This is a genomic window from Streptomyces sp. P9-2 (assembly GCF_051903975.1).
GTDB classification, from domain to species: Bacteria; Actinomycetota; Actinomycetes; order Streptomycetales; family Streptomycetaceae; genus Streptomyces; species Streptomyces cellulosae.
Map to the genome: position 1 here is coordinate 4,709,321 of NZ_CP192633.1, position 20,917 is coordinate 4,730,237.

Genomic DNA, 20,917 nt, shown 5'->3' on the forward strand with positions numbered 1-20,917 from the left:
GGGAAACTGCTGATGACGGGGAGGGCACGCGAAGCGGCCGGACGGGTGGGAACCCCGTGCCGCGGACGCGCGGAAGCCGCCCGGGGGCCGGCTACGACGGTGTCACTTCTGCCGCTTGTAGAACGGCAGCGCCACGACGTCGTACGGCTCGTGGCTGCCGCGGATGTCCACACCGACGCCCTCGGTGCCCGGCTCCGCGTGGGCGGCGTCGACGTAGGCCATGGCGATCGGCTTCCCCAGGGTGGGGGAGGGGGCGCCGGAGGTGACCTCGCCGATCTTCTCGCCGCCGGCGACCACGGCGTACCCGGCGCGCGGCACCCGGCGGCCGTGGGCGACCAGGCCGACCAGGACGCGCGGCGGGTTCTTCTCGGCGTGCCCGGCGGCCTCGGCGAGGGCGGCGCGGCCCACGAAGTCGCCCTCCTTCTCGAACTTCACCACCCGGCCCAGACCGGCGTCGAAGGGCGTGAGGGAGGTGCTCAGCTCGTTGCCGTACAGCGGCATGCCCGCCTCCAGGCGGAGCGTGTCCCGGCAGGACAGACCGCACGGGACCAGGCCGTGGCCCTCGCCCGCCTTGGTCAGCGCCTGCCACAGCTCCACGGCGTGCTCCGGCTTCACGAACAGCTCGAAGCCGTCCTCGCCGGTGTAGCCGGTGCGGGCGATCAGCGCGGGGACCCCGGCCACGGTGCCCGGCAGGCCGGCGTAGTACTTCAGGCCGTCCAGGTCGGCGTCGGTCAGGCTCTTCAGGATCGCCGGGGACTCGGGGCCCTGCACGGCCAGCAGCGCGTAGGCGTCGCGGTCGTCGCGCACCTCGGCGTCGAAGCCCGCGGCCCGCTCGGTCAGCGCGTCCAGCACCACCTGGGCGTTGGAGGCGTTGGCCACGACCATGTACTCGGTCTCGCCCAGGCGGTAGACGATCAGGTCGTCCAGGATGCCGCCGTCCTCACGGCAGATCATCGTGTAGCGGGCGCGGCCCGGCTTCACGCCCGAGATGTTGCCCACCAGCGCGTGGTCGAGGAGGGCGGCGGCCTGCGGGCCGGTGACCGTGATCTCACCCATGTGCGAGAGGTCGAAGAGGCCGGCCTTCGTGCGCACGGCGTTGTGCTCGTCGCGCTCGGAGCCGTAGCGAAGGGGCATGTCCCAGCCGGCGAAGTCGGTCATCGTCGCGCCGAGCGACCGATGCAGGGCATCGAGCGCGGTGCGGCGGGGGTCGGTACTGCTCATCGGTCGGTCTCCCAAGGCATGACGGCGAGGTCGTTCCTCCCCATCTGTCATCGGAACCTGAGAGGTTCGCCATGACCACCCGTGTCACGGAGGTCAGGACTTGCACCTTGGGTGGGGTCGCCGGAGCACTGCGACGGCGGCCCGCTTTTCAGATGTGCCTCGCCCGCGCGGTAACGGTGCCTGAGAGATTCAAGGGAGGGACTTGCTCCTTCGGCGCCCCGGCGGCACAGGTGCCGGGGACTCTCCCGCGCGGATTCAAACGGCCGGTATGCAGTTGGCGCGCTCATCATTGCACGCATCGTGGGACACCGGCAGGGGGGCCTTGCCGGGGGTGCACGGCTCGTGCAGGCTCGGTCACAGGGAGCTGTGACAGGCCTGTGTCGGAATGAGTACGCAACCGAGAGCGACCTGGCATTACCTTCTCTTTACACGCGGCGGGGATCGGACCTCCATATCCGGCCCCAGGGGAGGACGACCACGGTGAACAGGCCCACGGCGTACGCCGGCACCACAGGCGTCGCGCTGCCGCGGCAGCACGCGCACCGGGCCGACGGCGCCCGCGACGCGGCGCCCGCCCCCCTCGTCCAGGACCTGCGCGCCCGCGCGGGACGCAGTCCGCGCGCCCTGCTCTTCGGCCCCCGCGACCTCGTCGTCGTCACCGGCCTGCCCGGCAGCGGCAAGTCCACGCTGATGCGGCGCGCGGTGCACGACGACCGCGTCGACTCCCAGGACGCCCGCGACCGCTGGGACAGCCGCATGCCCCGCCTGCTGCCGTACGCGGTCTACCGGCCGCTGGTCCGGCTCGCCCACTACGCGGGACTGCGCCGTGTGCTGCGCTCCGGCCGGCCGGTCGTCGTGCACGACTGCGGCACCCAGACCTGGGTACGGCGCTGGCTGGCCCGCGAGGCCCGCCGCCGCGGGGCCGCGCTGCACCTGCTGCTCCTCGACGTCCCGCCGGAGGAGGCCCTGGCCGGGCAGTTGGAGCGGGGCCGGGGCGTCTCGCGCTACGCCTTCCGCCGCCACCGCACCGCGTGCGCCCGGCTGCTGGACGCGGTGGAGTCCGGCCGGGTCCCGGAGGGCTGCGCCTCGGCGGTACTCGTCGACCGGGACGCCGCGAACACGCTGCGCCGCATCGGCTTCACCGGTTGACGGGTCGGCGCACGCCCTGGCCGGGCCGGCTTCACCGGCTGTCGGGTCGGTGCACGCCCTGTGCGGGGTCGGCTTCACCGGTCGACCGGTCGGCACGCCCTGTGCCAGGTCGGCCTTCACCGGTTGACCGGTCGGCGTGTGTTCGGTGCCGGATGGGCGACACCGGTTGTCGGGTCGGCGCGCGCCTGTGCCGGGGCGGCGTACCGGTTGTCGGGTCGGTGTGCGCCCTGTGCGGGGTCGGCTTCACCGGTTGACCGATCGGCACGCCCTGTGCCGGGGCGGCGTACCGGTTGTCGGGTCGGCGTGCGCCCTGTGCCGGGGCGGTGGAACCGGATGACCGGCCGGCGGCGGCCCCGCGCGGGGCCGCCGCCGCCGCTGACCGGCTAGCCTTTCCGGCAAGCAGTGGCATCAGGCAGACGGTGGGCGACAGATGGACTTCCCGGCGGACATCCCGGACCGGACGCACTTCCACCCGCACGGCGGGTGGCCCGGCAACGAACTGGAGGAGGCGCTCTCCGCCTCCCTCGGCGTCCCCTCGGCGGGAGCCCGCATCGTCGAGGTCCTCGGCCGCAGCTTCCTCTGGGTACCCCTGCCCAAGGGCGGCGGCCCGCACAGCGGCCCCCTCGACCTGCCCACCATGGAACTGGACGGCCAGGCCTACGTGCCGGTCTTCAGCTCCGAGGAGCAGTTCCGCCAGGTCGTCGGCTCCCACATGGGCTGCACCATGGCGCCCGCCGTGGAGTTCGCCCGCGGACTGCCCCCGCAGGCCGGCATCGTGGTCAACCCGGGCGGCACGGTCGCCGTCCCGCTGCCGCCGCCCGCGGTGGCCGAGCTGTGCCGCGCCGGACGCTCCCCGCTGGAGGGCCCGGCGGGCGGCGGCCGCGTCCGGCTGTTCGAACCGGACTGGCAGGACGACCCGGTGGACTTCCTCGCCGCCGCCTCGCAGGAGTTCGACGCCATCGGGGTGGTGGCGACGGCCCGCCGCTGCCTGGCCGCCATCGAGACGGCCGACCCCGTGCTGTTCGTCGGCGTGGAGCTGCTGCACTGGGAGGGCGACCCGCGCGCGCTGCCGCTGGACGCCCTCGGCCGCGCGCTGGGCCGCAGCCCCGCCCGCTGGCCGGTCAACCTCGTCGTCCTCGACGTCGCCCAGGACCCGGTCGGCGACTGGCTGCGCGCCAAGGTCCGCCCCTTCTACCAGCGCGCCTGACGCGCACCTTCCGCGCACTGACCGCAGACCGCCGGAGACCGTCGGCTTAAGCTAGGGGCATTGGCCGGCAGGGTGTTGTACGGAGGGGCGATACAAGTGAGCGCTGGCACCGCGGCGGCCGGACAGGTCGAGCACATGCTGCGCCAGGTGACGCCCGGGCGTTACGACGCCTACGAGGCCTTGCTGCGCGCCCTCGCCACCCCCTCGTCCGGCAGGGTCTGGATGCTGCTCTGGCAGGGCCAGGCCGGCTCGCCCGACGCCCAGTACGGGACCATGGAGGTCGACGGCCACGGCTACGCGCCCTGCGTGACCTCCGCCCAGGAGCTGTCCGCCAGCGGCTGGAACCGTTCGTACGAGGTGGTCGACGGGCTCGAGGTGGCCCGCGCGCTCTACCCGGACCGCTACGGCCTCTGGCTCAACCCGCACGCGCCCGGCGGCGGCGTCGGCATCCCCTGGCTCGACCTGCGCCGCATCGCCGGCGGACTCGACCAGCAGCCCGCCGGTCCGCTGCGCCTGTCCGAACCGGCCATCGAGATCCCGCAGTTCTACGCCCTCCTCGCGCAGAACGCCCACCGCACCCCGGCCGTGCGCGCGCTGCGCCGCGCCTGGGTGCAGCCCGCGCTGGGCGCGCCGTACCTCGCCATCGGCCTGGACGTGTACGACACCTCGCCGCCCGCCGTGGAGTCGGTACGGCAGATGATGCGGCAGTCGCTGCCCGCCGTGCCCGACGGACTGCCCGTCTCCACGGTCGCCATGTCCGACGAGCACGACCCGGTGGCGATGTGGCTGCGCGTCAACGGGCGTCCGTTCTACGACCGTGAGGCGCACGCCCCGGCCCCCGCCGCGGGCTACGGCTATCCGCCCGCGCACCGCCTCTGACCGGTACGTCTTCCCGAGGCTCCCGGCGCGGCTGCCCCGCCGCCGGGGGCCTCACGCATGGTGACGCAGCGTCACTCATGTCCAGCATGTGGACAATGGGCGGCGCTGCGGCTCCTGTCCCGACCCGTCCCCCGCTCGGATTCCGTCAGATTCCGTCGATTGCGATCAGCAACCTCGCGCTGACCCCCTGTCACCTGCGGTTTCACCGCGCCTTCACGCCCATCCCGGGCCTCGTGGACGGCACTTGCCGGGGTGTCATTCGTGTCCGGGGTGTTAAATCATCGCGCGAAGATGCCGGAACAGTCCCGTATGTCGACTGTTCAGATCTCAGGTAGGTATCACCGCTATCCGGACTGTTCCTGACTCACTGCGAACGTCTGTAGTGTTCGGCCGGTCAAGATGCATCCACATAGCGGACCCGGAGTGGCCCCAGTATGCGCATATTCAAGACCCGAGCCGCTCGGGCGATCACGGCCGCGGTCGCGGTCGGCCTGATCGCCACGGGCTGCGCCAGCGAGCGGGACAGCGACAACGAGAGCGGCGGCAAGAAGGACACCTTCGTGTTCGCCGGTGCGGGCGACCCGGGATCCCTGGACCCTGCCCTCGCGAGCGACGGTGAGACCTTCCGCGTGACCCGCCAGGCGTTCGAGGCCCTCCTCGAGCACGAGTCGGGCGGCACCAAGCTGGTCGGCGGCCTCGCCGAGACCTGGTCGAGCAACGACGCCGGCACCGTCTGGACCTTCAACCTCCGCAAGGGCGTGAAGTTCCACGACGGCGAGGCGTTCAACGCCGCCGCGGTCTGCGCCAACTACGACCACTGGTTCAACTGGAAGGGCACCTACCAGTCGAGCGCGGTCTCCTACTACTGGCAGACCATCATGGGCGGGTTCGCGAAGAACGAGGACCCGGAGACGCCCGAGGCGAACTACAAGAGCTGCACCGCGAAGGACGAGAACACCGCCGTCATCGAGGTCAAGCAGCCCTCCGCGAACCTCCCCGGCGGCTTCTCGCTGAACGCCCTCGCCATCCACTCGCCGAAGGCGATCAAGGAGTACGAGAAGCAGGAGGCGACCGCCAAGGGCGACGCCATCACGTACCCCAAGTACAGCCAGGAGGCCGGCACGGTCGCCGGCACCGGCCCGTACAAGATCGTCAAGTGGAACAAGGGCAACAAGGAAGTCACCCTCGAGCGCTTCGACGACTACTGGGGCGAGAAGGCCAAGATCAAGAACCTGGTCTTCCGCACGATCGACACCGAGGAGGGCCGCCGCCAGGCGCTCCAGGCCGGTGACATCGACGGCTACGACCTCGTCGCCCCGGCCGACGTCAAGACCCTCGAGGACCAGGGCTACGTCGTCCCGACCCGTGGCGTCTTCAACCTCTTCTACGTGGGCATGAGCCAGTCGGCGAACCCGGCCCTGAAGAAGAAGGAAGTCCGCCAGGCGATCGCGCAGTCGATCGACAAGGAGAACCTGGTCAAGACCCAGCTGCCCGAGGGCGGCAAGGTGGCCGACCAGTTCATGCCGGACACGATCGCGGGCTACTCCAAGAACGTCACGAAGTACCCGTACGACCCCGCCAAGGCCAAGCAGCTGCTGAAGAAGGCCGGCGCCCAGAACCTGACCATCGAGTTCTGCTACCCGACCGAGGTCACCCGCCCGTACATGCCTGCCCCGCAGGACCTGTTCGAGCTGATGAAGGCCGACCTCGAGAAGTCCGGCATCACGGTCAAGCCGAAGGCCATGAAGTGGGCCCCGGACTACCTGGACGCCACCGAGGCCGGCTCCTGCGCCCTGCACATGCTCGGCTGGACCGGTGACTTCAACGACGGCTACAACTTCATCGGCACCTGGTTCGCCGGGTACGACAAGCAGTGGGGCTTCAAGGACAAGAAGGTCTTCGACGCGGTGAACGCCGGCTCGAAGATGGGCAAGGCCGACGAGCGCACCGCGGCCTACGAGAAGGCCAACGAGGTCATCATGGACTACCTGCCCGGCGTCCCGATCTCGTCGTCCCCGCCGGCCATCGCCTTCGGCAAGAACGTCAACCCGCCGAAGGTCTCGCCGCTGACGCAGGAAGTCTTCTCCGAGGCCTCCTTCAAGTAGGCACACCGGCAGGAAATCGATAACGGGGGGGTCCGCCCGGCCGTCGCAACTCGGCGGCCGGGCGGGTCCGTTCATGTAAGACAACACGCAAGAAAGGGGCAAGCGGGGTGCTGCGTCTCGTCGTACGAAGACTGCTCCAGCTCATACCCACGCTGCTCGGCCTGTCGGTTCTGCTCTTCCTGTGGCTCGACCGGCTGCCCGGTGGACCCGCCTCAGCGATCCTGGGGGAGAGGGCCACCGAGGCCGAAGTGGCGCGCATCAACCGTGCGCTCGGGCTGGACCAGCCCATTTACGTCCAGTACTGGCGCTTCCTCAAGCGCATCTTCGAAGGCGACCTGGGAACCTCCGTCCAGACCGGTCAGCCCGTCACGGACGAGTTCTTCCTCCGGTTCCCGGCGACGGTGGAGCTGTCCCTGCTGGCCATGCTCATCGCCGTGGCGATCGGCATCCCCCTCGGTTACCTCGCCGCCCGCAAGCGCGGCGGCTGGCTCGACGTCAGCGCCGTCTCCGGCTCGCTCGTGGGCATCTGCATCCCCGTCTTCTTCCTGGGCCTGATCCTCAAGGAAGTCCTCGCCGTGAAGCTGGGCTTCTTCCCCAGCTACGGACGCCTCGACACCGGCATCAACGCCACCGAGGTCACCGGCTTCGCCGTCCTTGACGGTGTGCTCACCGGTGAGTTCGACGCCTCGTGGAACGCGATCCACCACCTGATCCTGCCTGCCGTCACCCTCGCCTCCATCCCGCTCGCGGTCATCGTGCGCATGACCCGCGCCAGCGTGCTCGAGGTGCAGGACGAGGACTACGTGCGCACCGCCCAGGCCAAGGGCCTCAAGCGCAGCGTCGTCCGCGGCCGTCACGTGCTGCGCAACGCCCTGCTGCCCGTGATCACGTCGGTCGGTCTGCTCACCGGCTCCCTGCTCTCCGGAGCCGTCCTCACCGAGTCCGTGTTCTCCTTCAACGGCATCGGCAACTTCATCAAGACGTCGATCGACGGCCGTGACTACCCGGTGCTCGTCGGGTTCATCATGTTCATCGCGATGGTGTACGTCCTGATCAACCTGCTGGTGGACCTGGCGTACAGCATCATCGACCCGAGAGTGCGGGTGCACTGACATGGCTGTCGCCACCAAGTCCGAGAAGATCCAGCGTCTCGCGGAACTGACGGCCGTCAGCGAGACCAGCACCGGTGCCAGCCTCTGGCGGGAGGCCTTCCGCCGGCTGAAGTCCAGCAAGATGGCGATCGTCGGCGCCGTCATCATCGTCCTGTTCGTGCTCATCGCCGTCGTCGGCCCGTTCCTGGCGCCGTACTCGCCGAGCGCGCAGACCTGGCGCGGCGAGGTCTTCCCCAACCAGGGCAAGTTCGTCGGCGCCCGCGACGGCAACTGGTTCGGCCTCGACCACCTCGGCCGCGACCTGTTCTCCCGGATGCTCGTCGGCGCCCGGCAGACCCTGCTCGTCGGTATCGTCGCCACGCTGATCGGCCTGGTCGCCGGCTTCGTGATCGGCATCGTCTCCGGCGCCGCGGCCACCCTCGGCGGCGACACCGGACGGCGTATCGACTCCGTCATCATGCGTTTCATCGACATGATGCTGGCGCTGCCCTCGCTGCTGCTGGCCGTGTCCATCGCCGCCGTCATGGGTCAGTCGCTGACCACCGTGATGATCGCGGTGGGTGTGGTCCAGGTGCCGGTGTTCGCCCGTCTGCTGCGCGGCTCGATGCTGGCGCAGGGCAACGCGGACTACGTCCTCGCGGCGCAGTCCCTGGGCGTGCGCAAGCGGCGCATCGTGCTCTCGCAGATCCTGCCCAACTCGCTGAGCCCGGTGATCGTGCAGGCCACGCTCTCCCTGGCCACCGCGATCATCGAGGCCGCCGCCCTGTCCTACCTGGGCCTCGGCAACCCCGACCCGGCGATCCCCGAGTGGGGCGTCATGCTCGCCCAGGCGCAGCGCTTCTTCAGCTACGCCCCCGCGATGGCGGTCTACCCCGCCGTCGGCATCATCATCACCGCCCTCGGCTTCACCCTCCTCGGCGAGGCCATGCGGGAAGCCCTCGACCCGAAGCTGAGGGGCTGAACCACCATGTCTCTGCTCACTGTCGACGAACTGACCGTCACCTTCGGCGGCCGCGGCCGCAAGGAGTCCCGGGCGGTCGACGGCATCTCCTTCGAGGTCGACCAGGGCCAGGTCGTGGGCCTGGTCGGCGAGTCCGGCTGCGGCAAGTCCGTCACCTCCCTGGCCCTGATGGGCCTGCTGCCCGCGAAGGGTCTCACCATCGGCGGCCGTGCCGAGTTCGACGGCACGGACCTGTTCACGATGAGCCCGTCCGCCCGCCGCGACCTGCGCGGCAGCGAGATGGCGATGATCTTCCAGGACCCGCTGTCCTCGCTGAACCCGGTCGTCCCGATCGGCGTGCAGGTCACCGAGATCCTGGAGCGCCACCGCGGGATGAAGGGCGAGGCCGCCCGCAAGGAGGCCGCGCACCTGCTGGACCGGGTCGGCATCCCCGACCCCACCCGGCGGCTCAAGGAGTACCCGCACCAGCTGTCCGGCGGCATGCGCCAGCGCGCTCTGATCGCCATGGCGGTGGCCTGCGCCCCGCGTCTGCTCATCGCCGACGAGCCCACCACGGCGCTCGACGTGACGATCCAGGCGCAGATCCTGGAGCTGCTCAAGGAGCTCGTGGACCAGGAGGGCACCGCCCTGCTGATGATCACCCACGACCTCGGCGTGGTCGCCGGCCTCTGCGACCAGGTCAACGTCCTCTACGCGGGCAAGGTCGTGGAGTCCGCCGGGCGCCGCGAGCTGTTCGCCCACCCCACCCACCCGTACGCGCACGGACTGCTGGGCTCCATCCCGCGGCTCGACGCGCCACGGGGCGAGCCGCTCAACCCCATCCGCGGCTCGATCAACGACCGCATCGCCTGGGCCGACGGCTGCGCCTTCGCGCCCCGCTGCGACCGGTACGAGATGGGCTGCCTGACCGGCACCCCGGAGCTCGGCGAGCCCCGCGCGGCCGGTCACCAGGTGCGGTGCGTCAACCCCGTACTCGACGACGCGAAGGCCGAGGAGGTCCCCGCATGAGCCTGCTCGAACTGGACGGCGTCAAGGTCCACTTCCCCATCAAGAAGGGCCTCCTGTTCGACCGGACGGTCGGCCACGTGTACGCCGTGGACGGGGTCTCCCTGAAGGTGGAGGCCGGCGAGACCTACGGTCTGGTCGGCGAGTCCGGCTGCGGCAAGACCACCCTCGGGCGGTCCGTGCTGCGGCTGGTGGACATCACCGAGGGCTCCGTCGTCCTCGACGGCACCGACCTGGCGAAGCTGCCCGGCGAGGAGATGCGCCGCTTCCGGCGCCGGCTCCAGATGGTCTTCCAGGACCCGCTGGGCTCGCTCAACCCGCGGCAGAACATCGAGTCGATCCTGTCCGAGGGCATGATCGCCCACGGCATCGGCAAGGACCAGGAGGAGCGGCGCGAGAAGATCAAGGCCATCCTCGACAAGGTCGGCCTGCCCTCCAACGCGCTCGCCCGCTACCCGCACGAGTTCTCCGGCGGCCAGCGGCAGCGCATCGGCATCGCCCGCGCCCTCGTCCTCGAACCGGACGTGATCATCTGCGACGAGCCGGTCTCCGCGCTCGACGTGTCGGTCCAGGCCCAGGTCATCAACCTGCTGGAGGAGCTGCAGGAGGAACTCGGCCTGACCTACGTGGTGATCGCGCACGACCTCGCGGTGGTCCGGCACATCTCCGACACGATCGGTGTGATGTACCTGGGCTCGCTGGTCGAGGAGGCGCCGAGCGACGCGCTCTACGCCGAGCCGAAGCACCCGTACACCAAGGCCCTGATGTCGGCCGTGCCGGTGCCGGACCCGGAGGTGGAGGACAAGCGCGAGCGGATCCTGCTCACCGGTGACCTGCCCTCGCCGGCCAACCCGCCGACCGGCTGCCGGTTCCACACCCGCTGCCCGTGGGCCCAGGCCGAGCGCTGCGCGACCGAGCGTCCCCAGCTGCGGGACGTCGGCGGCGGCCACCGGGTGGCGTGCCACTACGCGGAGGACATCGCGTCCGGGAAGCTCACGTTGACCAAGGGCGAGGTGGTCTCGGCGACCCGCGAGGGCGTCGACGACAACCCGGAGACCGACACCCCGGCGAAGATTCCCGCCCAGGCGGAGAAGATCTCGAAGGCGGAGAAGCCTGCGAAGACGGAGAAGCCTGCCGAGGCCGAGAAGTCCGCGCAGGCGGAGAAGCCTGTGAAGGCGGAGAAGGCGGAGAAGCCTGCGAAGGCGGAGGGGGCCGAGAAGCCTGCCGAGGCCGAGAAGGCTGCCGAGGCCGCGGAGGGCGAGAAGTCCGTCGAGGCCGGGAAGCCGGCGCGGGCGGAGAAGCCCGCCGAGGCCGACGACGCGCCCGCCGAGGCCGAGGCCTCCGACGCGCCCGAGGCTTCCGAGGAGCCCGAGAAGGCTGTCTGATCGACACCCGAAAGATGCCCCCGCCTTACTTTGCAAGGCGGGGGCATCTTTCTACGCCACAATGTGCAAGTGCTTCAGCAACTGTTCAGCCCGTCCGTCCTGCACACGCTCGATCTGATCGGCATCTTCGTGTTCGCCATCTCCGGCGGTCTGCTGGCCGTCCGGAAAAACTTCGACGTGTTCGGGATCGCCGTGCTGTCCGAGATCACCGCCCTCGGCGGCGGTCTCTTCCGCGACCTGATCATCGGCGCCGTCCCGCCCGCCGCCTTCACGGATCTGGGGTACTTCGTCACCCCGCTGCTGGCCACCGTCCTCGTCTTCTTCCTGCACCCGCACGTCGAGCGCATCCAGTCCGCGGTCAACGTCTTCGACGCGGCGGGCCTCGGCCTCTTCTGCGTCGTCGGCACGACCAAGGCGTACGACTACGGGCTCGGCCTCACCGCGTCCGCCTGCCTGGGCCTGGCCACGGCGGTCGGCGGCGGTGTGCTGCGGGACGTGCTCGCCAACGAGGTGCCGTCGCTGCTGCGCTGGGACCGCGACCTGTACGCGGTGCCCGCGATCGTCGGCGCCGCCATGGTCGCCCTCTGCCTGCGCTTCGACGCGCTGAACCCGGTCACCAGCACCACCGCCGCCGTCACCACCTTCGTGCTGCGGCTGCTGGCGATGCGCTACCACTGGCGTGCGCCCCGCGCCTGGCACCGCCGTTCGACGGTCACGGAGGGGGAGTGAGCAAAGCTACCGCTTAGTATTATCTTCTTGTACTGTTCATCCATGCCAGAAGCAGCCTCCGCCCAGGCCACCAGGGCCGTCATCGGTGACAGTGAGTTCGACCGCGACACCGCGCTCACCGCGCGGGAACCCGGTGTCTACGACATCGACCTCTCCGCCGGCTGGACGATCATCAACGCCGTCAACGGCGGATATCTGCTGGCCGTTCTGGGCCGCGCGCTCGCGGACGCGCTGCCGCACTCCGACCCGTTCTCGGTCACCGCGCACTACCTGACGGCCTCCCAGCCCGGCCCGGCGGTCGTCCGCACCGAGACCGTCCGCGCCGGACGCACCCTCTCCACCGGCCAGGCGTCCCTCTTCCAGCTCGACGAGCAGGGCGACGAGGTCGAGCGCATCCGCGTCCTCGCCTCCTACGGCGACCTGGACGCCCTCCCCGACGACGTCCGCACGACGGCCGTACCGCCCGCGCTGCCGCCGATGGACCAGTGCTTCGGCCCCGAGGACGGACCCGCCCCGGTCGACGGAAGCTCCGAGATCGCCGGCCGGCTGATGCTGAAGCTCGACCCCTCGACCCTCGGCTGGGCCCTCGGAAAGCCGTCCGGCAAGGGTGAGATGCGCGCCTGGTTCGGTCTCGCCGACGGCCGGGACCCCGACCCGCTCGCGCTGCTGCTCGCGGTGGACGCGCTGCCGCCGACCGCCTTCGAGATGGGCCTCACCGGCTGGGTGCCCACGGTCGAGCTGACCGTCCACGTGCGCTGCCGCCCGGCGCCGGGTCCGCTGCGCGTGTCGATCACCACCCGCAACCTCGCGGGCGGCTTCCTCGAGGAGGACGCCGAGGTCTGGGACAGCGCAGACCGTCTTGTCGCGCAGTCCCGCCAGCTGGCGCGTGTGCGGCTGAGCTGAACCACCGGCGCCGAACTGCCGGTGAAGGGGCGGTACGGGGTCACCTGCGACCCCGTACCGCCCCTTCGTCGTGTCACCGTCCTCCGGCCGTGTCCGTCCCGTCGAGCCAGTGCTGCCGCCCCACATGGATCAGCCGCAGCTGACGCGCCGCCACCTTCGACACCCGCTCCCGCTCCTCGGGCGAACTCGCCGGCGCCTCCAGGAAGAGCGAGGCAGTGATCAGCATCTGGTCCACGTAGAGCTGGGCCAGCATCAGCAGGTCCTCCTCGCTCCAGCCCGCCGACTCCGCGTCCCCGGCCAGCGCCTCCCCGACCTCCGCCGTGAACCGGGCCAACTGCTCCTGTATCGCCTCACGGACCGGACGCACCCCGCCGTGCCGCTCCCGGGCGATGAACCTCACATGGGCCGGGTACGCGTCCACATGACGGGCGATCAGCTCGATGGCGCGCGCGATGCGTTCCTCGCCCTCGCCCGCCGGGGTCACCGTGGTCCGGATCATCGGGTGCAGGCTGCCCAGCGCCTCCTCGACCAGCGCCACGCCCAGGTCCTCGACCGACCGGAAATGCCGGTAGAACGCGGTCGGGGCGATCCCGACGGCACGCGTGACCTCACGCAGGCCCAGACTGCTCAGGCTCTGGCCCTCCAGCAGTTCGAGCGCCGCGTCGAGGAGCGCCTGCCGGGTCTTCTGCTTCTGGGCCTGCCGGATGCCGGACGTGTGACTCATGCCATGCAGTTAACAACTGTTCTCCCACATTGAAAAGTGAGAGCGGCGCTAGACTGGGAAGTCAGTGAACAAGTGTTACTACAATCGTTCACCCAACTTGGGGGATCCACATGCTGTTCCTCGTCGCCGCGCTGCTGCTGATGGGCGTCGTCCTCGGCGCCGTCGCGCACGCGCCGCTCACCTTCTCCGTCGCCGCCGGCGCCGTCATCGCCGTCTGGCTGGGCGTCTTCGCCCTGCGCGAGCTCCGCGGCCGCGACCGCGGCACCTCGGCGCACTGACCCGCACGGCCCGACCGACCGCCCACCGACCGCCTTCCGACCGCAGGAGTCGATCACCATGCAGCTCACCGCACCGGCCGGCCGCCGCACCGGGATCCGCGACACCGACGGCATGGCCGTCGCGTCGTTCGTCCTGGGCCTGCTCGGCCTGCTCGTCCTCAACGTCTTCCTCGGCCCCAGCGCCATCGTGCTGGCGTCCGTCGCCCTGCTGCGCGGCACCGCCCGCCGCGGCCGCGCCCTCCTCGGCCTGGGTCTCGGCATCGCCGACCTCGTCGTCCTCGCCGCGTTCATGCAGGCGGACGGCACGGTCTCCTGGAGCTTCTGACGGGCGGGACCGCCGCACCCGCCGTACGGGGGGCACCTCCCGGCGACCGGAATCCGTGGGTCATGCACCGGACCCCGTAGAATCGGCCCCACCATGGCTTACCTCGACCACGCCGCGACCACCCCGATGCTGCCCGAGGCGGTCGAGGCGCTCACCGCGCACCTGGGCGTCACCGGCAACGCCTCCTCCCTGCACGCGGCCGGCCGCCGCGCCCGGCGCACCGTCGAGGAGGCCCGCGAGACCCTCGCCGAAGCCCTCGGCGCCCGCCCCAGCGAGATCGTCTTCACCTCCGGCGGCACGGAGGCCGACAACCTCGCCGTGAAGGGCCTGTACTGGTCCCGACGCGACGCCGACCCGGCCCGCACCCGGGTCCTCGCCAGCCCCGTCGAACACCACGCCGTCCTCGACGCCGTCGACTGGCTCGCCACGCACGAGGGCGCCACCGTCGAGTACCTCCCCGTCGACGCGCACGGCCGGGTCCACCCCGACACCCTGCGCGAGGCCGTAGCCCGCAACCCCGACGACGTCGCCCTCGCCACCGTGATGTGGGCCAACAACGAGATCGGGACGATCCTGCCGGTCGCGGAACTCGCCGCCGTCGCCGCCGAGTTCGGCATCCCCCTGCACTCCGACGCGGTCCAGGCCTTCGGCCAGGTCCCGGTGGACTTCGCCGCGTCCGGGCTCGCCGCGATGACCGTCTCCGGGCACAAGATCGGCGGCCCGTACGGCATCGGCGCCCTGGTCCTGGGCCGCGAGCACACCCCGGTGCCCGTGCTGCACGGCGGTGGCCAGGAGCGGCACGTCCGCTCCGGCACCCTGGACGTGCCGGCGATCGCCTCCTTCGCCGTCGCCGGACGGATCGCCGCCGAGGAGCGGGAGCGGTTCGCCCTGGAGATCGGACGCCTCCGCGACGACCTGGTCGCCGCGGTCCTCGAAGCCGTCCCCGATGCCATCCTGGGCGGCGACCCCGCCCCCGGCGGCCGCCTCCCGGCCAACGCCCACTTCACGTTCCCCGGCTGCGAGGGCGACTCCCTGCTGCTCCTCCTCGACGCCCAGGGCATCGAGTGCTCCACCGGCTCCGCCTGCACCGCCGGCGTCGCCCAGCCCAGCCACGTCCTCCTCGCCACCGGCACCGACCCCGACCTCGCCCGAGGCACCCTCCGCTTCTCCCTCGGGCACACGTCGACGGACGCCGACGTGGAGGCCCTCGCCAAGGCCATCGGCCCGGCGGTGGAACGAGCCCGGGCGGCGGGCCTGAGCTGAGAGGCGCGCGGGTCCCGGGCGCCTAGGAACCCGGCGTGGGGCTCCCCGAACCCCCCGCCGGGGCGGCCGATCGTTTCTCCTCCGTCACGGCCGTGCCCGCGCGGCGGACCAGCTTCAGATAGCGGTCCCAGTCCCAGTGGGGGCCCGGGTCCGTGTGGTCCGTGCCCGGGACCTCGACGTGGCCGATGATGTGCTTCCGGTCCACCGGTATGCCGTAGCGGGCGCATATCCGGGCCGTCAGGCGGGCCGAGGCCGCGTACATCTCGTCCGTGAAGTCCTCCGGGCGGTCCACGAAGCCCTCGTGCTCGATGCCGATGCTGCGCTCGTTGTAGTCCCGGTTGCCCGCGTGGTAGGCCACGTCCAGCTCGCGGATCATCTGCGTGATCCGGCCGTCCTTGCCGACGATGTAGTGCGCCGCCGCCTTGTGGCCCGGGTTCTGGAACGCCTTCACCGCGCTGTCCAGGCTGCCCTGCGTGACATGCACGACCACCATGTCGACGTGGAAGTCGTCCGGCCGGTCCGCGCCCCGCCAGTTGGCGTCGGAGGCCGCCACCCAGCGGGCGCCCGCGAAGTCGACCTCGCCCGGCTTGCGCGGCTTGTCGATCCCGGGCAGCCGCCACCACAGCCGCGCCAGCTCGTCGCGCGCCAGCGCCGCCGTGCCCGCCGCTGCCGCCAGCCCGCCCACGATCAGCGCGCGCCGCCCGATCCGCCGGTCCCCGTCCTCGGATGCTCCCTTGGCCCCCATGTGATCGTGAACGCATATCCGGCGGCCGTGGTTCCCGCGCCCCCGTACCCTGGAGGGGCTATGACTGACACCCCGCAGCGCACCCGCCCCCTCCGCGTCCTGGCCGCCATGTCCGGAGGCGTCGACTCCGCCGTCGCCGCCGCCCGCGCCGCCGAAGCGGGTCACGACGTGACCGGCGTCCACCTCGCGCTCTCCGCGAACCCTCAATCCTTCCGCACGGGCGCGCGGGGCTGCTGCACCATCGAGGACTCCCGCGACGCCCGCCGCGCCGCCGACGTCATCGGCATCCCGTTCTACGTGTGGGACCTCGCCGACCGCTTCCGCGAGGACGTCGTCGAGGACTTCGTCTCCGAGTACGAGGCCGGCCGCACCCCCAACCCGTGCCTGCGCTGCAACGAGAAGATCAAGTTCGCCGCGCTGCTCGACAAGGCGCTCGCGCTCGGCTTCGACGCCGTCTGCACCGGCCACTACGCGAAGGTGATCCTCCGCGAGGACGGCACCCGCGAGCTGCACCGCGCCTCCGACATGGCCAAGGACCAGAGCTACGTCCTCGGCGTGCTCGACGACCGCCAGCTCGCCCACGCCATGTTCCCGCTCGGCGACACGGTCACCACCAAGGAGGAGATCCGCGCGGAGGCGGAGCGCCGCGGACTCGCCGTCGCCAAGAAGCCCGACTCGCACGACATCTGCTTCATCGCCGACGGCGACACCCAGGGCTTCCTCGCCAGGCGGCTCGGCAAGGCCGAGGGCGACATCGTCGACGAGACCGGCGCCAAGATCGGCACGCACGAGGGCGCGTACGGCTTCACCATCGGCCAGCGCAAGGGCCTGCGCATCGGCACCCCCGCCCCCGACGGCAAGCCGCGCTACGTCCTCGACATCTCCCCGGTGGACAACACCGTCACCGTCGGCCCCGCCGCCTCCCTCGACGTCGGCGCCCTCACCGCGATCCGCCCCCGCTGGTGCGGCTCCGCCCCGACCGGTCCCGGCACGTACACGGCCCAGCTCCGCGCCCACGGCGACGAGACGCCGGTGACCGCCGAACTCGTCGGCGAGGAGCTGCGCGTGCGCTTCGCCGAGCCGGTCCGCGGCGTCGCCCCCGGCCAGGCGGTCGTCCTCTACGACGGCACGCGCGTGGTGGGCTCGGCGACCATCGCCTCCACGGAGCGGGCGACGGCGGACGTGGCCTGACCGGCCCCGCCCAGGCCGGTCCCCGGGATCCCCGGAACCTGCGGGATCACCGCGAGAAGAACTCCGCCAGCACCGGTGCCAGGACGTCCGGTTCGGCCATGTGGGTCTGTCCCTCGAGGGTGCGGTACGTGCCCCGGGGGACCGACTCCGCGATCGTCTTGGCCGCCTGACGCATCCAGACCGGGCTCGCGTCGCCCGCGATGGACAGCACCGGCACCTCGATCCTCGCCAGCATCTCCCGCGGCACGCTCCCGTCGCCCATCACGGCGTCGTCGTACGCCAGACTGGGCGCCAGCGCCTCCATGCCCGCCCACATCGGCGACTGCCGCGCGCTCCGGATCACCCCGTCGTCCAGCCCGGTGAGCTGGAGGAAGAGCTCCACCGCGTCGCCCCGCCGCCCCTCCTCCAGGGCCGCCGTCAGACGTTCCGTGTACCGGGCGCGCTCCGCCAGATGCTCCTCCGACATCGCGTACGGCGTCTCGTACACCGCGACCCGGCGCACCGGCAGCCCGCTCGCCGCCGCCCGCAGGGCCAGCGCGCCGCCCGAGGAGACCCCGTACAGCCCCGCCTCGCCGCCCGTCGCCTCGATCAGCGCCGCGAGGTCCTCCACCTCCCGCTCCACCGTGTACGGCGGTGTGTCACCGCTCGCGCCGCGGCCCCGGCGGTCGTAGACCACCACCCGGAACCGTTCGGAGAGCGGGGCGGCCAGCGGCGCCACCGTGGCGCCCGTCGACATCGCGCCGCTGACGAGGACGATCGTGGCGCCGCGGCCGGCGCTCTCGTAGGCGAGGGAGGTGCCGTCGCGCGAGGAGATGTTCTGGTCCATGTCTCACCAGACTGCCGCACGGTGCGGAAATCGTCGGTGAGGCGGGCGGCGCGTCCGCCGATCACACTCCGTGCGCCCCGGTCAGTCCACTTCCGTGTCGTAGAAGCACAGGTGGTCCTTGATCGGCGCCACCGCCGGCTTCGGGTTTGGGTACGACCACACCAGGTCGGGGGCGTCCGGAAGCGACCAGTAGGACGCGGTCCCCTTGAAGGGGCAGTACGTGTGCGTCGCCGACGGCGTCAGCAGATCGAGCCGCACGTCCTCCGGCGGGATGTACCAGCGCGCGGGGCAGCCCGTCTCGTGCAGCACCAGCGCCCGGTCGCTCTCCGCCAGCACGCGTCCGTCGCGCACCACGCGCACGCGCCGGCCGCCGGGCTCGACGGTGATCCGATGGCCTGTGGTCACGGCGTCCTCCTCGTCGTTCGGTCCACCCCTACAGCGTCCCTCGGAGCCGCCTTCTTCCCGGGCGTAGGCTGACGCCCGTGAACATCTGTGTCTTCCTCTCCGCCGCCGACCTCGACGACCGCTACACACGCCCCGCGCGGGAGTTCGCGCGCCTGCTCGGCAAGGGCGGGCACACCCTGGTCTGGGGCGGCTCGGACGTAGGCCTGATGAAGGTCGTCGCGGACGGGGCGGAGGAGGCGGGCGGCCGGCTCCTGGGCGTCTCGGTGGAGTTCCTCGCCGCGACGGCCCGCGACGGGGTCGACGAGATGGTGATCGCCAAGGACCTCGCCGAGCGCAAGAGGCTGCTCCTCGAGAAGGCCGACGCCGTCGTGATCATGGTCGGCGGCACCGGCACCCTCGACGAGGCGACCGAGATCCTGGAGCTGAAGAAGCACGGCCACACCGACAAGCCGGTGGTGCTGCTCAACACCGCGGGCTTCTACGACGGCCTGAAGGAGCAGTTCCGCCGCATGGAGGACGAGGGCTTCCTGCCCCGCCCGCTGGCCGAGCTGGTCTTCTTCGCCGAGGAGCCGGTGGGCGCGCTGGCCTACCTTGAGGAGAGCCTGGGCGTCGCCTGACCGCGCGGTGATGCGAGCATGGCGGTCATGGCTACACATGTGATCACCGGAGCCGGCTCCGGCATCGGCGCGGCCGTCGCGCGCCGCCTGCACGCGCGCGGGGACGACCTCGTGCTCCACGCGCGCGACGCCGGCCGCGCGAAGGAGCTGGCCGCCGAGTTCCCCGGTGCCCGCACCCTGGTCGGCGACCTGGCCGACCCCGACCGGCTCAGCTGGGCGTTCTCCCACCAGTCGCTGCCCGACCGGGTCGACTCGCTGCTGCACATCGCCGGCGTCGTCGACCTCGGCCCCGTCGGCGACCTCACCCCGAAGAGCTGGCGCCACCAGCTCAACGTCAACCTCGTCGCCCCCGCCGAACTGACCCGCCACTTCCTGCCCCAGCTCCGCGCGAGCCGAGGCCACGTGATCTTCGTCAACTCCGGCGCCGGCCTCGCCGCCCACGCCGACTGGTCCGCCTACGCGGCCTCCAAGCACGGCCTGAAGGCCCTCGCCGACTCCCTCCGCCACGAGGAGCACGCCAACGGCGTCCGCGTCACCTCGGTCTACCCCGGCCGCACGGCGAGCCCCATGCAGGAGAAGGTCCACCAGCAGGAGGGCAAGGACTACGACCCGCAGAAGTGGATCGACCCGGAATCGGTGGCGACGACGATCCTCATGTCCCTGGACCTCCCGAGGGACGCGGAAGTGAACGACCTGACGGTCCGCCCGGGCGCCTGATTCTTACAGCCCGACCGGCACCCTCCAGCCCGTCCGGCGCTTGAGGACGAGACCCGCCAGGGCCGAAGGGGGGTCCGGGGGGGGCGCAGCCCCCCGGGGACGGGGCGGGAAGGGGCGGCGGGGGCGAAAACCCCCCGCCCCGCACTGCGTACGCTTCCCGTGTGAACGACACCCTTCGCTTCGCCCCCGCCACGGGCATCGGCTCCCTCCCCGGCACAGACGCCAGAGAAGCCGCCAAGGCGGCAACAGGCAGCTTCGAGGACTTCCCCCACCTCCCCGAACTCCCCGCCCGAGGCCCCGGCGCCGACATGATCGGCCGCACCGCGGGCCTCCTCGTCGAGCTCTACGCGCGCGTGGAGCCCAGCGGCTGGCGGATCGGCGACCGGCCGGGCCGGGACACCCGCCGCGCCCGCTCCTGGCTCCGCGAGGACCTGGACGCGCTGGAGGAGTTCGCACAGGGCTACGAAGGGCTCCTCAAGGTCCAGGCGGTCGGCCCCTGGACCCTCGCCGCGTCCCTGGAGCTGAAGAACGGGGAGGCCGCCCTCTCCGACCCCGGCGCCTGCCGCGACCTCGCCGCCTCCCTCGCCGAGGGCCTGCGCCTGCACCTCGACGAGGTGCGCCGCCGCGTCCCCGGCGCGCGGCTCGTCCTCCAGCTCGACGAACCGTCCCTCACCGCCGTCCTGCGCGGTCAGGTGAAGACCGCCAGCGGCTACCGCACCCACCGCGCCGTCGACCGTCAGGTCGTCGAGGGCACCCTGCGCGACGTGGTCGGCGTGCACGACGGCGGGCCGGTCGTGGTCCACTCGTGCGCCCCGGACGTCCCGTTCGCCCTGCTGCGCCGGGCGGGCGTGGCGGGCATCTCGTTCGATTTCTCCCTCCTCACCGAGCGTGACGACGAGGCGATCGGAGAAGCCGTCGAGGACGGCACCCGGCTCTTCGCCGGTGTCGTGCCGGGCACGGACGCCCCATTGTCGGACCCTGCCGGTAGCGTCATGGGTGTCAGGACGCTCTGGCGCAGGCTGGGGCTGCGGCCGGGACTTCTCCCGGAGGCGGTCACGATCACCCCGGCGTGCGGACTCGCGGGGGCATCCCCGGGGTACGCGCGATCGGCGTACGCCCACTGCGTCCGGGCGGCGAGATCCCTCGCGGACAACCCTGAGTAACGGGAGG

At 71.7% G+C, this 20,917-nt stretch carries 22 protein-coding genes and 2 riboswitches; of the genes, 17 read left to right on the top strand and 5 right to left on the bottom strand.

Going from position 1 to position 20,917, the window contains the following annotated elements:
• Positions 1 to 102: 102 nt before the first annotated feature.
• Positions 103 to 1,221, bottom strand: coding sequence for a glycine cleavage system aminomethyltransferase GcvT (gcvT, locus tag ACQY0Z_RS21660; RefSeq protein WP_189904472.1), 1,119 nt, complete (start codon positions 1,219 to 1,221; stop codon positions 103 to 105).
• Between the two features lie 34 nt (positions 1,222 to 1,255).
• A riboswitch (glycine riboswitch) is annotated at positions 1,256 to 1,379 on the bottom strand.
• A riboswitch (glycine riboswitch) is annotated at positions 1,380 to 1,479 on the bottom strand. It abuts the riboswitch before it with no gap.
• A gap of 222 nt (positions 1,480 to 1,701) precedes the next feature.
• On the opposite strand from gcvT, the gene ACQY0Z_RS21665 reads away from it, so the two are divergent.
• From ACQY0Z_RS21665 to ACQY0Z_RS21710, 10 genes are all read left to right on the top strand, one after another.
• Positions 1,702 to 2,370 (top strand): AAA family ATPase, encoded by a 669-nt coding sequence (locus ACQY0Z_RS21665; protein ID WP_347226446.1) that lies wholly within the window; start codon positions 1,702 to 1,704, stop codon positions 2,368 to 2,370.
• A 430-nt stretch (positions 2,371 to 2,800) separates the two neighbouring features.
• A complete protein-coding gene (locus tag ACQY0Z_RS21670; protein WP_439812687.1) occupies positions 2,801 to 3,577 on the top strand; it encodes an enhanced serine sensitivity protein SseB in 777 nt (258 codons plus the stop codon).
• A 96-nt stretch (positions 3,578 to 3,673) separates the two neighbouring features.
• Entirely contained in the window at positions 3,674 to 4,456 is a 783-nt protein-coding gene (locus ACQY0Z_RS21675) for an enhanced serine sensitivity protein SseB C-terminal domain-containing protein (RefSeq protein ID WP_347226448.1), read from the top strand.
• A 434-nt stretch (positions 4,457 to 4,890) separates the two neighbouring features.
• A complete protein-coding gene (locus tag ACQY0Z_RS21680) occupies positions 4,891 to 6,561 on the top strand; it encodes an ABC transporter substrate-binding protein (RefSeq protein ID WP_189904478.1) in 1,671 nt (556 codons plus the stop codon).
• Positions 6,562 to 6,668: 107 nt separating this feature from the next.
• The gene (locus ACQY0Z_RS21685; protein ID WP_189904480.1) at positions 6,669 to 7,673 is read left to right on the top strand and encodes an ABC transporter permease; all 1,005 of its coding nucleotides are present in this window, start codon (positions 6,669 to 6,671) and stop codon (positions 7,671 to 7,673) included.
• 1 nt (position 7,674) lies between these two features.
• Entirely contained in the window at positions 7,675 to 8,634 is a 960-nt protein-coding gene (locus ACQY0Z_RS21690; RefSeq protein ID WP_189904482.1) for an ABC transporter permease, read from the top strand.
• Positions 8,635 to 8,640: 6 nt separating this feature from the next.
• Positions 8,641 to 9,642: an ABC transporter ATP-binding protein gene (locus ACQY0Z_RS21695; protein ID WP_189904484.1), complete on the top strand. Its 1,002-nt coding sequence runs from the start codon at positions 8,641 to 8,643 to the stop codon at positions 9,640 to 9,642.
• Entirely contained in the window at positions 9,639 to 11,024 is a 1,386-nt protein-coding gene (locus ACQY0Z_RS21700; RefSeq protein ID WP_439812688.1) for an oligopeptide/dipeptide ABC transporter ATP-binding protein, read from the top strand. The genes ACQY0Z_RS21695 and ACQY0Z_RS21700 overlap by 4 nt, the downstream gene beginning before the upstream one ends.
• Positions 11,025 to 11,093: 69 nt before the next feature.
• Entirely contained in the window at positions 11,094 to 11,753 is a 660-nt protein-coding gene (locus tag ACQY0Z_RS21705; protein WP_189904488.1) for a TRIC cation channel family protein, read from the top strand.
• Between the two features lie 42 nt (positions 11,754 to 11,795).
• Complete coding sequence (locus tag ACQY0Z_RS21710; RefSeq protein ID WP_381727937.1) at positions 11,796 to 12,656, top strand: thioesterase family protein; 861 nt, start codon at positions 11,796 to 11,798, stop codon at positions 12,654 to 12,656.
• A 73-nt stretch (positions 12,657 to 12,729) separates the two neighbouring features.
• Here the strand turns inward: ACQY0Z_RS21710 and ACQY0Z_RS21715 are convergent, their stop codons facing one another.
• The gene (locus ACQY0Z_RS21715) at positions 12,730 to 13,380 is read right to left on the bottom strand and encodes a TetR family transcriptional regulator (protein ID WP_189904492.1); all 651 of its coding nucleotides are present in this window, start codon (positions 13,378 to 13,380) and stop codon (positions 12,730 to 12,732) included.
• A 110-nt stretch (positions 13,381 to 13,490) separates the two neighbouring features.
• On the opposite strand from ACQY0Z_RS21715, the gene ACQY0Z_RS21720 reads away from it, so the two are divergent.
• From ACQY0Z_RS21720 to ACQY0Z_RS21730, 3 genes are all read left to right on the top strand, one after another.
• Positions 13,491 to 13,658, top strand: a complete 168-nt coding sequence (locus ACQY0Z_RS21720) for a hypothetical protein (RefSeq protein WP_189904494.1) — start codon at positions 13,491 to 13,493, stop codon at positions 13,656 to 13,658.
• A 58-nt stretch (positions 13,659 to 13,716) separates the two neighbouring features.
• A complete protein-coding gene (locus ACQY0Z_RS21725; RefSeq protein WP_189904496.1) occupies positions 13,717 to 13,983 on the top strand; it encodes a DUF4190 domain-containing protein in 267 nt (88 codons plus the stop codon).
• A gap of 93 nt (positions 13,984 to 14,076) precedes the next feature.
• Positions 14,077 to 15,246: a cysteine desulfurase family protein gene (locus ACQY0Z_RS21730; protein WP_189904498.1), complete on the top strand. Its 1,170-nt coding sequence runs from the start codon at positions 14,077 to 14,079 to the stop codon at positions 15,244 to 15,246.
• A gap of 22 nt (positions 15,247 to 15,268) precedes the next feature.
• Here the strand turns inward: ACQY0Z_RS21730 and ACQY0Z_RS21735 are convergent, their stop codons facing one another.
• On the bottom strand, positions 15,269 to 15,991 hold the full coding sequence (locus tag ACQY0Z_RS21735) for an N-acetylmuramoyl-L-alanine amidase (RefSeq protein ID WP_189904500.1): 723 nt from the start codon (positions 15,989 to 15,991) through the stop codon (positions 15,269 to 15,271).
• 60 nt (positions 15,992 to 16,051) lie between these two features.
• Between ACQY0Z_RS21735 and mnmA the strand changes: the two genes are divergently transcribed.
• Entirely contained in the window at positions 16,052 to 17,182 is a 1,131-nt protein-coding gene (mnmA, locus tag ACQY0Z_RS21740) for a tRNA 2-thiouridine(34) synthase MnmA (RefSeq protein WP_347226449.1), read from the top strand.
• A gap of 46 nt (positions 17,183 to 17,228) precedes the next feature.
• Here the strand turns inward: mnmA and ACQY0Z_RS21745 are convergent, their stop codons facing one another.
• Both ACQY0Z_RS21745 and ACQY0Z_RS21750 read right to left on the bottom strand, forming a co-directional pair.
• A complete protein-coding gene (locus ACQY0Z_RS21745) occupies positions 17,229 to 18,008 on the bottom strand; it encodes an alpha/beta fold hydrolase (RefSeq protein WP_381731033.1) in 780 nt (259 codons plus the stop codon).
• An 81-nt stretch (positions 18,009 to 18,089) separates the two neighbouring features.
• Entirely contained in the window at positions 18,090 to 18,413 is a 324-nt protein-coding gene (locus tag ACQY0Z_RS21750; protein WP_189904506.1) for a DUF427 domain-containing protein, read from the bottom strand.
• Between the two features lie 77 nt (positions 18,414 to 18,490).
• Here ACQY0Z_RS21750 and ACQY0Z_RS21755 point away from each other — a divergent pair, with 77 nt between their 5' ends.
• The 3 genes from ACQY0Z_RS21755 to ACQY0Z_RS21765 all read left to right on the top strand — a co-directional run bounded on the left by ACQY0Z_RS21755 (position 18,491) and on the right by ACQY0Z_RS21765 (position 20,910).
• Positions 18,491 to 19,030 (top strand): TIGR00730 family Rossman fold protein, encoded by a 540-nt coding sequence (locus ACQY0Z_RS21755; protein WP_189904508.1) that lies wholly within the window; start codon positions 18,491 to 18,493, stop codon positions 19,028 to 19,030.
• A gap of 27 nt (positions 19,031 to 19,057) precedes the next feature.
• Complete coding sequence (locus ACQY0Z_RS21760; protein WP_439812689.1) at positions 19,058 to 19,747, top strand: SDR family oxidoreductase; 690 nt, start codon at positions 19,058 to 19,060, stop codon at positions 19,745 to 19,747.
• A 161-nt stretch (positions 19,748 to 19,908) separates the two neighbouring features.
• Positions 19,909 to 20,910: a methionine synthase gene (locus tag ACQY0Z_RS21765; RefSeq protein ID WP_439812690.1), complete on the top strand. Its 1,002-nt coding sequence runs from the start codon at positions 19,909 to 19,911 to the stop codon at positions 20,908 to 20,910.
• The last annotated feature ends 7 nt before the right edge of the window (positions 20,911 to 20,917 follow it).

Coding starts and splice junctions, on each gene's coding strand:
- ACQY0Z_RS21720 (WP_189904494.1), top strand. CDS start 13,491: ATGCTGTTCCTCGTCGCCGCGCTGCTGCTGATGGGCGTCGTCCTCGGC.
- ACQY0Z_RS21670 (WP_439812687.1), top strand. CDS start 2,801: ATGGACTTCCCGGCGGACATCCCGGACCGGACGCACTTCCACCCGCAC.
- ACQY0Z_RS21710 (WP_381727937.1), top strand. CDS start 11,796: ATGCCAGAAGCAGCCTCCGCCCAGGCCACCAGGGCCGTCATCGGTGAC.
- ACQY0Z_RS21690 (WP_189904482.1), top strand. CDS start 7,675: ATGGCTGTCGCCACCAAGTCCGAGAAGATCCAGCGTCTCGCGGAACTG.
- ACQY0Z_RS21695 (WP_189904484.1), top strand. CDS start 8,641: ATGTCTCTGCTCACTGTCGACGAACTGACCGTCACCTTCGGCGGCCGC.
- ACQY0Z_RS21760 (WP_439812689.1), top strand. CDS start 19,058: ATGGCTACACATGTGATCACCGGAGCCGGCTCCGGCATCGGCGCGGCC.
- ACQY0Z_RS21680 (WP_189904478.1), top strand. CDS start 4,891: ATGCGCATATTCAAGACCCGAGCCGCTCGGGCGATCACGGCCGCGGTC.
- ACQY0Z_RS21715 (WP_189904492.1), bottom strand. CDS start 13,380: ATGAGTCACACGTCCGGCATCCGGCAGGCCCAGAAGCAGAAGACCCGG.
- ACQY0Z_RS21700 (WP_439812688.1), top strand. CDS start 9,639: ATGAGCCTGCTCGAACTGGACGGCGTCAAGGTCCACTTCCCCATCAAG.
- mnmA (WP_347226449.1), top strand. CDS start 16,052: ATGACTGACACCCCGCAGCGCACCCGCCCCCTCCGCGTCCTGGCCGCC.
- ACQY0Z_RS21725 (WP_189904496.1), top strand. CDS start 13,717: ATGCAGCTCACCGCACCGGCCGGCCGCCGCACCGGGATCCGCGACACC.
- ACQY0Z_RS21735 (WP_189904500.1), bottom strand. CDS start 15,991: ATGGGGGCCAAGGGAGCATCCGAGGACGGGGACCGGCGGATCGGGCGG.
- ACQY0Z_RS21745 (WP_381731033.1), bottom strand. CDS start 18,008: ATGGACCAGAACATCTCCTCGCGCGACGGCACCTCCCTCGCCTACGAG.
- ACQY0Z_RS21730 (WP_189904498.1), top strand. CDS start 14,077: ATGGCTTACCTCGACCACGCCGCGACCACCCCGATGCTGCCCGAGGCG.
- gcvT (WP_189904472.1), bottom strand. CDS start 1,221: ATGAGCAGTACCGACCCCCGCCGCACCGCGCTCGATGCCCTGCATCGG.